This window comes from Chryseobacterium piperi, from assembly GCF_002285635.2.
Classification (GTDB): Bacteria; Bacteroidota; Bacteroidia; order Flavobacteriales; family Weeksellaceae; genus Chryseobacterium; species Chryseobacterium piperi.
On sequence record NZ_CP023049.2, the window covers coordinates 76,214 to 89,378 of the forward strand.

13 protein-coding genes and 1 riboswitch are annotated in these 13,165 nt (G+C 33.5%); of the genes, 3 read left to right on the forward strand and 10 right to left on the reverse strand.

The annotated features are described in order from the left end of the window. Positions 1-10 precede the first annotated feature (10 nt). Both CJF12_RS00360 and CJF12_RS00365 read left to right on the forward strand, forming a co-directional pair. Positions 11-613, forward strand: a complete 603-nt coding sequence (locus CJF12_RS00360) for a MarC family protein (protein ID WP_034682478.1) — start codon at positions 11-13, stop codon at positions 611-613. A 5-nt stretch (positions 614-618) separates the two neighbouring features. Beyond that, positions 619-813, forward strand: a complete 195-nt coding sequence (locus CJF12_RS00365) for a hypothetical protein (protein WP_034682477.1) — start codon at positions 619-621, stop codon at positions 811-813. A gap of 504 nt (positions 814-1,317) precedes the next feature. Here CJF12_RS00365 and CJF12_RS20310 read toward each other — a convergent pair. The 6 genes from CJF12_RS20310 to CJF12_RS00390 all read right to left on the reverse strand — a co-directional run bounded on the left by CJF12_RS20310 (position 1,318) and on the right by CJF12_RS00390 (position 6,535). After that, the gene (locus CJF12_RS20310; protein ID WP_262483401.1) at positions 1,318-1,446 is read right to left on the reverse strand and encodes a hypothetical protein; all 129 of its coding nucleotides are present in this window, start codon (positions 1,444-1,446) and stop codon (positions 1,318-1,320) included. Between the two features lie 474 nt (positions 1,447-1,920). After that, entirely contained in the window at positions 1,921-2,898 is a 978-nt protein-coding gene (locus tag CJF12_RS00370) for a chorismate-binding protein (protein WP_034682476.1), read from the reverse strand. Between the two features lie 161 nt (positions 2,899-3,059). Next, a complete protein-coding gene (locus CJF12_RS00375) occupies positions 3,060-3,488 on the reverse strand; it encodes a PaaI family thioesterase (RefSeq protein WP_034682475.1) in 429 nt (142 codons plus the stop codon). An 86-nt stretch (positions 3,489-3,574) separates the two neighbouring features. Continuing rightward, on the reverse strand, positions 3,575-4,162 hold the full coding sequence (locus CJF12_RS00380) for a 1-acyl-sn-glycerol-3-phosphate acyltransferase (protein WP_034682474.1): 588 nt from the start codon (positions 4,160-4,162) through the stop codon (positions 3,575-3,577). Positions 4,163-4,475: 313 nt separating this feature from the next. Further along, positions 4,476-6,194, reverse strand: coding sequence for a PspC domain-containing protein (locus CJF12_RS00385; RefSeq protein WP_034682473.1), 1,719 nt, complete (start codon positions 6,192-6,194; stop codon positions 4,476-4,478). Between the two features lie 11 nt (positions 6,195-6,205). Then, a complete protein-coding gene (locus tag CJF12_RS00390; protein ID WP_034682472.1) occupies positions 6,206-6,535 on the reverse strand; it encodes a PadR family transcriptional regulator in 330 nt (109 codons plus the stop codon). A gap of 400 nt (positions 6,536-6,935) precedes the next feature. Between CJF12_RS00390 and CJF12_RS00395 the strand changes: the two genes are divergently transcribed. After that, positions 6,936-7,526, forward strand: a complete 591-nt coding sequence (locus CJF12_RS00395; protein ID WP_034682471.1) for an HD domain-containing protein — start codon at positions 6,936-6,938, stop codon at positions 7,524-7,526. Between the two features lie 83 nt (positions 7,527-7,609). On the opposite strand, the gene CJF12_RS00400 is transcribed toward CJF12_RS00395, so the two are convergent. The 4 genes from CJF12_RS00400 to CJF12_RS00415 all read right to left on the reverse strand — a co-directional run bounded on the left by CJF12_RS00400 (position 7,610) and on the right by CJF12_RS00415 (position 13,115). Further along, positions 7,610-8,986 (reverse strand): DUF4932 domain-containing protein, encoded by a 1,377-nt coding sequence (locus CJF12_RS00400; protein ID WP_034682470.1) that lies wholly within the window; start codon positions 8,984-8,986, stop codon positions 7,610-7,612. A 235-nt stretch (positions 8,987-9,221) separates the two neighbouring features. Then, positions 9,222-9,605 (reverse strand): acyl-CoA thioesterase, encoded by a 384-nt coding sequence (locus CJF12_RS00405; protein WP_034682469.1) that lies wholly within the window; start codon positions 9,603-9,605, stop codon positions 9,222-9,224. 116 nt (positions 9,606-9,721) lie between these two features. Then, positions 9,722-9,903: riboswitch (cobalamin riboswitch) on the reverse strand. A 55-nt stretch (positions 9,904-9,958) separates the two neighbouring features. After that, complete coding sequence (locus tag CJF12_RS00410; RefSeq protein WP_228379065.1) at positions 9,959-10,756, reverse strand: hypothetical protein; 798 nt, start codon at positions 10,754-10,756, stop codon at positions 9,959-9,961. 211 nt (positions 10,757-10,967) lie between these two features. Continuing rightward, the gene (locus tag CJF12_RS00415; protein WP_034682468.1) at positions 10,968-13,115 is read right to left on the reverse strand and encodes an endonuclease MutS2; all 2,148 of its coding nucleotides are present in this window, start codon (positions 13,113-13,115) and stop codon (positions 10,968-10,970) included. Positions 13,116-13,165 lie beyond the last annotated feature (50 nt).

The following is a 13,165-nucleotide window of genomic DNA, read 5'->3' on the forward strand; positions in this document are numbered from 1 at the left end:
ATTACAAAGGATGGAAATTTTTGATCATTTTTCTTTTAAAGAAGTCATTACCTGCTTTATGGTTCTTTTTGCCGTAATCGATATTATTGGCTCTATTCCTATTGTTGTAGGTTTACAGCAGAAATTTGGGCAAATAGAGGCCGGGAGAGCGTCAATAACCGCAGGGTTAATTATGATTGTTTTCCTATTCGTAGGAAATAAAATTCTAAAGTTTATCGGAGTAGATGTTAACTCTTTCGCCATTGCTGGTGCATTTGTTATTTTTGTGATTGCTCTGGAAATGATTTTAGGCATTGAAATTAATAAAACGACCGAAGCTAAATCTGCCTCCATCGTTCCTATTGCTTTTCCACTGGTTGCAGGAGCAGGAACTTTGACTACAACATTATCGCTGAGAGCTGAATTTCATGATATTAATATCATTTGTGGAATTATACTCAATACAATTTTCGTATATTTGGTGCTGAAATCAGCGAAATGGCTGGAGAAGAAAATGGGCGAGGCTACATTGGCTATTTTGCAAAAAGTTTTCGGAATTATCCTTTTAGCGATTTCTATTAAATTATTTACAGCAAACTTTGCCCAATTGGTGCAAAACTATATTAATTTTTAAGTATCATGCAGAAGTTTTATAAAGTATTTTTAGTACTATTTATCGTTTTCATCGCAATTAACCTTTATGCTCTAGACTGGCAGTCAGAAGTTTTATCTGAAGATAACCTGAAGTTTGTTTTTTCAATCGCTTCAGCGGTAATCGGATTGATTCTTCTTTTTGTTCTGAATACATGGAGTAAGATCGGAGTAAAGAGATAATCTTTAATATTTATAGAAATTAAAAATCCTCACTGTATTCAGATGAGGATTTTCTTTTATGACTATTGAGGACTTGTGCTTTGAGATCCCTGAAAGACAAGTCTATCCGTAAAGTAAACTTTGTCATTCAGGAGGGATCTCGCCCTTATTATTTAAAAATTTAAAAAAGCCCCTATCCAGAAGATTTGTTATGAAAAGATATTTGAAGAGATAGGATAGGGGCTTAAAGATTAAGCTTCCCTATTAATAAAAGTAAAGATTGGTTTTATAATTGTGGGAGCATATTTTACTGCAACGACAGCCAATATTGCAACTAATAGGAAAATCATCATTTTTTTCTTCTTGTTTAACATCATTTGTTGTTTTTAATGGGTTAAGATTTAAAATATATTGTGTTTTTTATTAATAAAGTCTTTTTTACTCATTATCATTTTTATCTTAGCATAGGTCATGAAATTACTTATGACAACAAGACCTCACTATTACACTGACTTAATGAATATGTTAATCATTCGTCGTGAATAGTTCGCCGCTATAATTTTCAGTGAAATTTTTAGAAGTAAGGAAAAATAGGCTTTCAGGACCTTGTATACCCGTAGCTATCTTCCTATGATAATAGGTAGTGTTTTTCATCCATTTGGTTTTGTGCAAAATTATAAAAAAAATATAAGATAAACAACTGATCTGTTGAGAATCAATTGTTTGTATTTTTAATCTAGAGTAGATGATATAATGATTGATTTTCAATAAAATCATTAACTATCTAATGATTTTTAAGATTATCTAGTGAATTTTTAAATTTATTTGACTTATCAGAAATAATTATAATAAAAAAAACTTAATTTTTTTTTCAGAATGGTTGCTGGATTTTTTGTACTGAGGTGTATGTGGTGTCCGCGGGAAAGGTATCCTTTTGATGTTCTTCTGGATTAGGAACTAATTCTTGGCTTTCATTATATTTTTTGGAAGAAACATCCTTACAGGCTACAAAAAGAAAGAAGCTTATTAAAATTTAAAAAGGAATTTTCATCATGATCATATTCAGGCTAATGAAAGGAATTAGTCAAGAATTATAGCATGCAGAAAATAATGGGAATCCAGTATGATTTAAGAATAAATGAGATTTTTTAAAACAGCCTCAGACTTCAATTCCGTTTCCTGCCATTCTTTCTCAGGATTACTTTGTGCTGTAATGCCACCACCAACAAATAGATGAACAGAGTCCTGATAAAGCTTTGCACAGCGTAAATTAACGAAATACTGAACTGTATCTTTGATTTCAACTTTTATATAGCCTGCATAAAGCTCACGGGGAAATTTTTCAAATTTTTCAATATTTTCTCTGCAAAAATCTTTGGGAATACCACAAACAGCCGGTGTAGGATGCAGCTCACGTATAAGCTGATCTACGATCTCTTCTGTATTGAGCTTTAGTTTAAAATCTGTTCGGAGGTGTTTAATATTTCCCGAAATATGCTCACTAGTAGGGGATTCTTCGATTTCATCAGCAGGCGCATATTTTTTTAGAATATCCCGGATGTATTTAGAAACAGGCTTTTGTTCTTCAATTTCTTTTTCAGACCAGCTTTCAGAAACCGGAAGAGTACCCGCTAGGCTCATGGTTTCAAATTCATGAGTGATGGTACTGAATTTTCCTAAAACCTCTGAAAAAGCACCCATCCATGAGTTTCCTTCATGAATGAAAATATACCTGAAAGCATTAGGGTAGGCAGAGCAAAGGTTTTTAAAACTTTCTTTTAAATCAATAGTATTAAATCCTTCAATGATCTTTCTTCTGGAAAGTACCAGTTTGGGAAGTTGATTATTTTTAATAACTGCAATTACTTTGTTGAGTTTTTGGATATACTCATCTTTAGTTTCAGCAATGACAGCATCTGCTTGTTTGGGTAAAGACTGATACGGAATTCTTATTTTTTCAAAATCTTCTGGCTTAACTTCTATAATATCTCCTTTGAAATTCAATTGTTCAGAATTATCGAAAGCGTAAAAAGTGACGGAATTTTTAGATAGGTCTTCGTTGATTGTATACAGTTTTTCGTCAAAAGGAAGTTTGAAATAAATCATGAGTCTGCTATTAAATAGTCTTAGCCTGTTTTCTTACTGCAAAGGTATTATTAGTCTTAATGATGTCAAAATCAAATAAGGCTTTTTTTGTATTAATGTGGGATAAGGACATTAAAAAGGCCCAAAAATTGAGCCTGTATATATTTATTCTGTAAGATAGCTTATCTGTTGATAATATTATTGGTCATGGTAGTATGATTGATCAGTTGTCCTTTTTCATCACGGATTTCAATTTCTGAAACATGCATGGTTTTTCCCTTTCTGATAAATCGAGCCGTTCCTGTTATGATCCCATCTTTTTTGCTTCTTAAATGATTAGAATTGATATTGGTTCCAACCCCATAAAACTTTTCACCATCAATGAAAATATTGGACAGGCTAGACCCTAGGGTTTCGGCTAAAACGCAACTTGCACCACCATGTAAAATGCCAAACGGCTGATGTACTCTTGGCAGGACAGGCATCGTAGCGGTGAGTGTTTCATTAGTCTGATCTATATCAATGAATTTTATTTCAAGTGCTTTGGCTAATGTTTCTTCCCCCCAATTATTCAGGAAGTCTAATAGCTCATCTTTGGTCATATCTTTCATAGATTATACTTTTTTATATGGGTAATAAGTGATAAACAATCTGCAATGTGCATTACTTATTAATCATTAATAATTACTTATTTTTATTAGTCGTTTTCTGTTCCTATAATATTGGGGTTCCAGTTTTCAGGAACTTTTGGTGTAATATCATTCTTAATGTAATAGTTCTGAATTTCTTCCATAATTTCTGTAAAAGGAACAGAAGCAATTCTCTCATACGGAATGGTATATCCTAAATAAATGATGTTTTTTTTAAAATCTCCGGCTGCCAGGACAATAGGTACTTTGGCTGCTAAAGCCATATGGTAAAATCCTTTTCTCCATTTTGGCACCCAGCTTCTGGTTCCTTCAGGAGTAATTACCAGACTGAAATCTTCTTTGGCAAATTGAGAAGCAACGAAATTAACCAGATCATTTTTCTGGCTTCTGTCGATGCCAATTCCACCAAGACCTTTTACAATTCCACCGTACCAGGCTTTGGTATGGGTATCCTTGATGATGATTTTTAATGGCTTTTTTAAAGACCAATAAGAAAAATTACCCAGTATGTATTCCATATTGTGGGTGTGGGGTGCAACGACAAGAATACACCTGTTTAGATTGTTTACATCGCCCTGAAGAACGACTTTCCAACCCATGAGTTTCAACATCAAATTGCCGATTAGTTTTTTCATATATTTTCGTATTAAAACAAAAAAAGTATAACCAAATGAGTTATACTTTACAAATATATTGAAATATTATCGCTCTTAAAATAAACCGCTGATTAAATCTACGATTTTCATTACAATTTCTAATGCTACTTGTACCATGGTTGGGGTGTTTTTAAATGATTTGGTTATGATTTATATAACTATACGAAGGTATAACAAATTTTTAACATAAAGAACTAAATAGAGCAAATTTTTTGGTGTTGCTGAGAGAAGAAGAGTGTGAATTTCAAACGATTGTCTTCCATTCACACCTTCTGCCACTCTCTGCAGTTTGTTATTTAGTTTTTATGGATATTTCTTTTTTTCCATCCTTTATTTGGATGTCAACATTTCCTTTCTTTTCGATACTTGACTTTACTGAATCAAGTACTTTTTTAGATTGAGAGCTTGGAACTTTTTTTCCGTTGATGATGATGCTGTCTTTATCATCAGAGCTGTATTCAAACGTAGAGCCGTTTACTGAAATTTTATTTTTTTCGATTCTGATATTTCCATGATCATCATCTCCATTCTGGTCGTCATCATCGATTCCGTCTCCGTTAAGATCCCCATCAAAATCAATTCCTCCTTTTTTTAAAGGGATAATCACTGCATTTTGAGGGACTACCAGCTCATAATCTACACTATAATCTCTGAAACGGTGTTCATAAGGATATTTGATATAGTTTGGCAGGATCACTTTGTTATTTACGATTTCTACAGGAACGCTCACATTCAGCGGAACATTATAACCTTTGGCTTCTTTTTTAATGATCAGATAAGGAGTTTTTATACCCGCTTTTCTTGTTACCTGAACATGAATCCAGTCTTTTTCAAACACAGATACCTTGTCAGAATAAAGATCGTTGTCGTATCCTGTAAAACTTTGTGGAATAGCTATTTGCTTCAGGTCTACATATAAACTGTCGGAAGGGGTATTAATAGAGACCTCTTCAGTATCTTCTTTATGCCCTTTTAAAAACATTTCTCTTTTGGCCATACTTACTCCGAAATAAGCTCCAAGAGCCATTAGAGTAAGAAATAAAGCGCCTATAACCCAACCTATATTTCTCAATTTAGTTTTTGGAGAGAAGATTTTTATGCTTAATAAACTGAATATAATGGCAGGAATTAATGATCCAATGATAATGATTGCAGATAAGACTTTATACAGTCCGCTGTCATCGAAATAGAATTTCATTTGATTAGCGCCCGGGAAGTTAGAATCCATTCCGAAAAGCCCGAACACAACAAATACTCCAATAATACTGCTTATTGCCATTAAAGCAAGTATTCCGCCAATTACATATTTTAAGATATTCCAGACTCCATTCCCGGCATTGTTGATATAAGGTTTGTTTTCAATGTATATTTCTCCGACTCTCTGTGTAGATTCGTTAGCAAACTGTACCAGTTTGTTAGATTCGTTTTTCAGATTATCGAAGTTCATAGGCTTTCCCTTCATTTTCAAAAAATCGGCTGCTGTTTCTGCTTTGGGAAGTACTATCCAAAGAATGATATAAAGCAAGGCAACTAATGAAGAAGAAATTGCGGCTGTAAATATTCCTAAGATAAATACACCTAACCAGATGGCTCGCATTGCAGTAATATCCATTCCTACATAGTGTGCTAATCCAGCACAAACCCCTGCAATTTTTTGTCTTTCCGGATCACGGAACAATTGCTTTTTATCTGTTTGTTCAGTACCTGAATTATTAGTTTTCTTAGAATTTTTTTCAGAATAATACGCCTCTTCCTGTTCTTCAATCTTTTCAGGAGTACCGATTTGTGCGATTACTCTTTCTACATCTGTATCGTTGATAACTTCACGTTTTCCTAACGAATCCCTGAAAATTTCAACCATTCTTATTTCTATGTCATGCATTACCTCGTCTGCCTCTGAAGCATCTAGTGAGCTTCTCAGTGCATTAAGGTAGTCGCTTAGCTTTATGTATGCGTGTTCCTCTATCGTAAAAGAAAAACCTGCGAGTCCTATTGAGAGTGTCTTGTTCATAGCTTTGTTTTTTAATTTTTTTGAGTGATTTGGTTTACTGAATTGGTTAATTCGTGCCACGTGTTTTGAAGTTCATCTAAAAACAATTTACCTTTTTCTGTAATTTGGTAATATTTTCTTGGTGGTCCTCCGGTTGATTCTTCCCATCTGTAAGAAAGAAACTCACCATTTTTTAATCTTGTTAAAAGAGGGTAGAGTGTGCCTTCTACAACATCCAGTTTTCCTTTTTTCAGTTCATCTATTAGGTCGGAAACATACATTTCGCGATGATTGATAAGACTTAAAATACAGAACTCCAGAATCCCTTTTCGCATTTGCGCCTTGGTATTTTCAGTATTCATCTTAATAAGTTTTTAATTAGTTAGTATTTTAGACTTCAGTTCCTAGCTAGTTGAACCTATTCTAATTTTACATTACAAAGATATGTAATTAAAATGGTATTATGCAATACAAAGTAGTGTTATTTTTAAATGTAATTATTTAAACAACTGTAAATCAATTAAATAAATTTATTTAATTTTTTAATGAAAATGAAATTTTGTTAAAATGAGTAGTGAATGTTTAAAAATTTAATGGCTATTCTTACTTTTGTTATGAATTTTATTCATAATCAGTGAGAGAATTCAGATTAAAAAATACATGTTGAATATTATATAATTTCAGCAAAATTTGAGCTCAAAGAGAAAAATAGATATTGACACATAAAATATCAGATAGATCAATATTACAAATAAGCGTATCATGAAAATACAAAAGGAAATCGATTTTATTTTAGCAGTAGATGCTTTAAAAAATGTACAAAGAAGAAATTTTAATGCAGATGATTCAAGAAGAGAGAATACTGCTGAGCATTCATGGCAGATTATTATTTTAGCTCAGGTGCTCTATCCTTATGCAAAAAACAGAGCTGACATTGATCTCCTAAGAGTTATAAGAATGCTTTCCATTCATGATTTGGTTGAAATAGAAGCAGGAGATACTTTCATATTTGATGAGAAAGCAATGGTAGGAAAATTTGAAAGGGAAAAATTATCTGCTCAGAATATTTTTGGAATTTTGGATGAACCTTTACGTTCAGAATTTTTAAACCTTTGGCTTGAATTTGAAGAAGAGCAAACGCCGGATGCTATTTTTGCCTGTGCTATAGACCGTATTATGCCTTTTATCCTTAATTCGCACACGTCTGGAAAAAGCTGGACTGAAGCAAAGGTAACCGAAAGCCAGATCAGAAACATGTTAGAAAACGCAATAAGCCGTGCTTCCGATGAAATGGGAGAAGCCTTTCAACTTTTATTGAGCAAAAGTTTGGAAACGGAAAAAGTTTTAAAGTAATTCAACTTTTATAAAAGAAAAGACACTGTTCAGCTATTTTGAGCAGTGTCTTTATTTTTAATTTATAGGCAGGCTGAAATTATTTATGATGAAAGTAATAAGTAGTTTCGGGGATTTAGTAAAATACCATTCTTAGAATAAAGTCCTGTTTTACTATTCCATATATGAAAAGATAATCCAAAATCTTTATATGGAGTATCTAATTTGAATTTAACTTCTTTTCCATTTTTGGACCAAACTGGATTTGTAATAGTAATAATGGTTCTGTTATTGGTTTCTTTTCCATCTACTAATTCAAATAATCTCAGTTGAATACTTTTCGTCCTTTTCATGGGTTCTGTGAATTGTATTACTAGATTGTTTTTGTCAACCTTCTCAAGGTTTTTGTTGTTTGCGTTGACAACAGAAGGTTGGGAAATGCTTTTCTCCGTTTTATGAGTCCATTGTAACATTGGGGAATATAATTTTTCCAGGCTCTTATTACTTTTGTAAAGCTCTATCAATTTTTCGGAAAATAAATTTTGGGCTATAAATCCACGTGTGATATTTGTTTTATAATAGATAGTAGAGATACTATCTACTTTTTGTTCCGGAAAATTTTCTCGGATAAATAAATCATATACTGCCCAGGTCATATATTCATTAAAAGAATTAATATCGGAATATCCTGAATTTTTATCCCAGTTATTAAGACTGAAATTTTCCTTTATTTTATTGGAGTATTGATCAGAAATTGGATTTACATAACCATGGTCTATCTCCGAGAAAATAGTATGATTATCAATAATCCTCTGCGCAATATTACCTTTTAAATTTCCAAGTATCAGATCTTGGCCTATATTGGGGAAATCAACCGTTAATAAGCTGTTGATATCTCTATGGCAGTTTTGTCCACCGACCAGAGGAGAAATAGCAATAGCATAGGTTCTGCTGTTGTCGTTGGTAGGTCTTCCCGCAATCTTGTCTAGAAAAGCATAAGATTCGTTGATAAAGTAATAGTCTTTGTAATTGTTGATTAAAGAATTATAAAAACTCTGATGGTCTTTATAAAAAGTCCGATAATTAGATTTTTTTACAAAGTCATTGATTAGCTCAAGATTTTCATCTACTTCTTTAGGGCCAAATGAATTGAAAGGGTAATCTCTTTTCAGTAGTCCTTTTTCATCAAATGAAAAAGCATAAAAATCGGTTCGGAAACCCAGGAACTTTTTCCAGTCTTTTCTGGAATAATTTACTTTTTTTAATAAAGGATGGCCTTTTACAGGAGAAAAATAAGTGATGATTTCATCATAATAGGGAGGTATCTTTTGAACATCATAAGGGTCTGTTTTTCCATATTCGGTTAATGCTAGAATAATATTTCCTAATTCATAACCTTCAGGAAGCTCAATTTTTATGTTCTTTTGTGACCATATAGAAATTGAAAAGAAGAATGAAACAATAAAAATTATTTTTTTCATAGAATATAAATCTGTTGATCGTTTTATTTATTTTAAGGTTAGCAGAAGGAAGTATGAAGAGAATAATTATGCTCTAATTTTTTATATTTCCTTATCTGCTAAAATAAAAAGTAAAATAACTCTAGCAGTATTTAAATAATTATGATAAAACGAGCAATTTTGCTTTAAGAATAGAGAAGCTTATTTTCGAATAAAAAGACATCCGGCGGCCAAAGGCCGCCGGATGCTTCTCTAATTATAGTATTTGTATGGGCTTTTTGAATTCATCAATTGCGACAAAAGTAAAATCACCTACAATGGCTCTTTCCCTTTCATAAGAATACATTTGTTCCGTATAAATTTCTACATTGACTTTCATACTTGTTTTGCCGACATGCGAAACAGTTCCTATCAATTCAACGATAGTTCCTGCAGGAATAGGCTTTTTGAAATCGATTTTGTCACTGCTTACCGTTACTACTCTTTTTCTTGCAAAGCGGGTTGCGGTAATGAATGCCACTTCATCCATCAATTGCATCGCTGTACCTCCAAAGAGGGTATCATAATGATTGGTTGTATTGGGGAAAACCGCTTTAAATATTTTGGTTTCGGATGCCTGAATTCTTTCTTCTGTTGTCATATTTCATTATTAAATTAAAGCGAAATGAAATAGATTGAAACAAACAGAATAATAACAGGAATGGTGAAATCCCTGAAACAATCCATCAGATCAATAAACTTCAAGCCGCGAAAGTTTCTTGTTTAAAGAAATAGGCAGGTCTCCTGACTTGTAACATCTTTATTTCCTTCCCATACACATAGCACAGTGGATTCCTTATAAAGACTTTTAGCTACTTACAGTTGCGCGACAGTTCGTGATTTTCACACGATTCCCTTTTAATCTGTGGTTAAACAGAACCAACTTCTGTGATGAATAAGCATTAAAACTTTTTCAGTGGCAAAAATAAGGATAAAACAGAGAATTATGGTAGATTATTCCGGATTTTTATAAATAATCTGATTGGCAACCCGTCCTTCTTTGATTGTCCAAAGAGTTGTGTATCTGTTTTCGCCGGAACCGTTGATCATGTAAAGAAAAATATTATCGTTGTCAATGGCTGCAACATTGATGTTATTGAAATCCATGGTTGGCTGAAACATGTTTTTAATGGCTTCTCTTACAAAGACAGAGCCTCTTCCCGGCTGTTGTACTCTAATAGATTTAATTTCCGTCATCCCTTCAGGAATTTCATTGCTGATTCCCCAGGGTTTTATTTTGTCTATGGTTAGGAGTTTTCCCTCAGCATCTTTTTCCTGCTTACGATAGCTAGCATTGGAAGGGTAAACATCAATAATTACTTTACTTCTTTGCGCTGTCGGAATTTTAGGATTATTGTTATCCGTGAAAATCATGGATCGCCCGTTCTTAGATTTAGAAGGAGTGTATTGAGGGAGCTGGTCGATAAAAGCTACCCGGTCTTTATTCACCATGCCTTCTTTTTCAAGGGTTTCGTATCGCACAAAAGGTTTTTCCGTTTCTTCTTTGTCCGGATATTTGATCCACAGCCATTCGGTTTCGCCCGGGGCTGGTTTTACATAAAGAAAAACATCGCCTTTACGCATGCGGATCTTACCTACAATTTTTCTGTAATTATCCTTGGCAACACGAACGTTTGCATATCGATCTTCAGCTTTTACCACTCCAAAAGGAATTTTTTGTTGCCCTTGTATAAAAGCCAGAGAAAACAAACTAAAGGCTGATAAATAAAACGCTTTGCTTACGGAACTCATGATGAAAAATTTTAGATTCCTCAAATATATAAATTAAATGCTTTTGAGAAGACAAGTATATAAGCCAAAATCCTTGTTCGTTTAACGATAAAAATTAAAAAAGAGGATATTAATTAATATCCTCTTTTTTATAAATTTTAATTCCGTCTTCTTTCTTATAAAGATTTAGGAATTTTAATCAATCTATATTTTTCCAATACAAAGCGGTAGTTTAGATCCTTTCCAACTCATCTGCGTTGATTGTTGTCTTGAAAGTTCCATAGTTGACAATCACTTTATTTTTAGAGATTTTTTCTATGGTTCCGACACTTGTGCTTCCGGGAATACGAACACGTTGTCCTATTTTCATCCATACTGCACGGTCGATTTTACGCTTTTCCTCTATCTTTTCATTCGTTTCAGCTATCTTTTCAATAACATCTTCTTTCTTCAGCTGTTGCGTGATCTTTCTTTTGACCACCTGTAAGCGCTTGGTTTCATCTTTGTCAGCTCCTAATTTTCTGAATTTTTCCTGCTCTAATAATTTGACGAAATCTTTAACCACATCTTTTCGGGATTTACCTTTGGTATAGCTGTCGATAAAAGTTTCGATCTTATTCCCAAACTGTAGCTTACGGTGTTCTTCTTCATACAGCTTTTGGAAATTGAAAAGTTTTTGCTGGAGCTGCTCATTTAATTTCTGGAAATTGTCACGTTTATCTTCAACGGATTCCTTTCTTTCTGCCAGATCTGTTTTTAGTTTTTCAACTTCAAATTTTTCCTGTTGGAGCTTTACAATTGTTTTGTCAAGATTGACGATATCATGTTCTACTTTTTTCTTTGCAGAATGAATGATGAACCTTGGAATTTTATTCTTTTCTGCAACCTCAAATGTAAAGGAGCTTCCGGCTTGTCCTACTTCCAGTTTATACATTGGCTCAAGAGTTTCCTCATTAAACAACATAGCTGCATTTTCGGCATTAGGAAGCTGTTCTATTACCAGTTTGATATTGGTATAATGGGTTGTAATAATTGCAAAACTCTTTTTATCATAAAAGAATTCCAGAAAACTTTCGGCTAAAGCTCCTCCTAATTCCGGATCAGAACCTGTTCCAAATTCATCGATCAGTAAAAGCGTATTGGCATCCGATTCACGAATGATTCCGCTCATCTTTTTCAATCTGGAAGAATAGGTGGAAAGGTGGTTTTCTATGGACTGATTGTCACCAATATCCGTCATGATTTTTTCAAAGAAAAACATTTCGGATTTGGGATGTACGGGAACCAGTATACCACTCTGAATCATAAGCTGAAGCAGTCCTACAGTCTTTAATGTAATGGACTTTCCTCCTGCATTAGGTCCGGATATACAGATGATTCTGTTATGTTCCGTTAATGACAGGGTTTGTGGGAAAATGGTTTTATTTTCAGCTTTATTTCTCAACCATAATAAAGGATGGAAAGCATCTTTTAGCCTTAATGTTTTATGACGGTTGATTTTTGGCAGGATACCATTTACAAGCTCTCCAAACTTAGCTTTTGCTCTCGTCAGATCCAGATCGAAAATATACATCTGATATCTCCAAAGCTGGGGCTGGAATTCTGCGAGCTCAGCGGTAAGCTTTCTAAGGATTTTATCAATTTCCTTTTTCTCTTCTTCCTGGTTTTCGCGAAGTTTAAAATAATGCTTTACTACAGTATCCGGCTGGATATAAGTAATAGAACCTGTTTTAGAAAGCCCTAAAACTCTTCCGGGAACTCTTTTTTTGTATGCGGATTTTACGGCTAATACCCTTTGATCTTCAATAATACTTTCACGGATATCATCTAAAAAATCGCTTTGTCCGTAATTGAATAATACACGGTTGAAATTTTCCTGAATTGCTTTTTTAGCCTGCTGAATTTCTGTTCGCAGCGTCTTCAAAATGGGTGAGGCCTCACTTTTTACTTCTCCAAAACGATTAAAGACTTTATCAACCTTATCAATAATTTCTTTTTTAAATTCCAGAACAGAAGCATCTTCCATTAATTTAGGGAAGGTCTCTGGCATGGTAGGGAAGAACTTCTGAAGTTTTCCTATTTGTTCCGTAAGGGTTTTAATTTTGATAAATGCACTGTTTTCCAGACGATAATTTTCAATCAGCATTAATTTTAATTCTGCTTCAATATCTTCATATTCATCGAACGGGATAGCATTGGAACTTTCAAAACTGGACAGGTATTCTGAAGTTTTTTTTAAAGAAAGGTCTGCTTCGTCAATTTCCATCGGACGAAGTTGAAGAATTTTTTCTCTCGTTTTCGGAGAATAGGCAAATGGAGAAATTTCCGCAAGCAATTGCGGAAATTCTAATTCGTTTAAATCTTCTTTATTTATATACACGCTGCAAATTTAGTGAGAAATTGTGAATGTTAGGAATGTGGTCGTTTGAA

What these genes read in the sequence shown, in the direction of transcription:
- CJF12_RS00400 (WP_034682470.1), bottom strand. Translation starts at nt 8,986, where the DNA reads ATGAAAAAAATAATTTTTATTGTTTCATTCTTCTTTTCAATTTCTATA.
- CJF12_RS00395 (WP_034682471.1), top strand. Translation starts at nt 6,936, where the DNA reads ATGAAAATACAAAAGGAAATCGATTTTATTTTAGCAGTAGATGCTTTA.
- CJF12_RS00390 (WP_034682472.1), bottom strand. Translation starts at nt 6,535, where the DNA reads ATGAATACTGAAAATACCAAGGCGCAAATGCGAAAAGGGATTCTGGAG.
- CJF12_RS00370 (WP_034682476.1), bottom strand. Translation starts at nt 2,898, where the DNA reads ATGATTTATTTCAAACTTCCTTTTGACGAAAAACTGTATACAATCAAC.
- CJF12_RS20310 (WP_262483401.1), bottom strand. Translation starts at nt 1,446, where the DNA reads ATGAAAAACACTACCTATTATCATAGGAAGATAGCTACGGGTATACAA.
- CJF12_RS00410 (WP_228379065.1), bottom strand. Translation starts at nt 10,756, where the DNA reads ATGAGTTCCGTAAGCAAAGCGTTTTATTTATCAGCCTTTAGTTTGTTT.
- CJF12_RS00375 (WP_034682475.1), bottom strand. Translation starts at nt 3,488, where the DNA reads ATGAAAGATATGACCAAAGATGAGCTATTAGACTTCCTGAATAATTGG.
- CJF12_RS00405 (WP_034682469.1), bottom strand. Translation starts at nt 9,605, where the DNA reads ATGACAACAGAAGAAAGAATTCAGGCATCCGAAACCAAAATATTTAAA.
- CJF12_RS00385 (WP_034682473.1), bottom strand. Translation starts at nt 6,194, where the DNA reads ATGAACAAGACACTCTCAATAGGACTCGCAGGTTTTTCTTTTACGATA.
- CJF12_RS00360 (WP_034682478.1), top strand. Translation starts at nt 11, where the DNA reads ATGGAAATTTTTGATCATTTTTCTTTTAAAGAAGTCATTACCTGCTTT.
- CJF12_RS00380 (WP_034682474.1), bottom strand. Translation starts at nt 4,162, where the DNA reads ATGAAAAAACTAATCGGCAATTTGATGTTGAAACTCATGGGTTGGAAA.
- CJF12_RS00365 (WP_034682477.1), top strand. Translation starts at nt 619, where the DNA reads ATGCAGAAGTTTTATAAAGTATTTTTAGTACTATTTATCGTTTTCATC.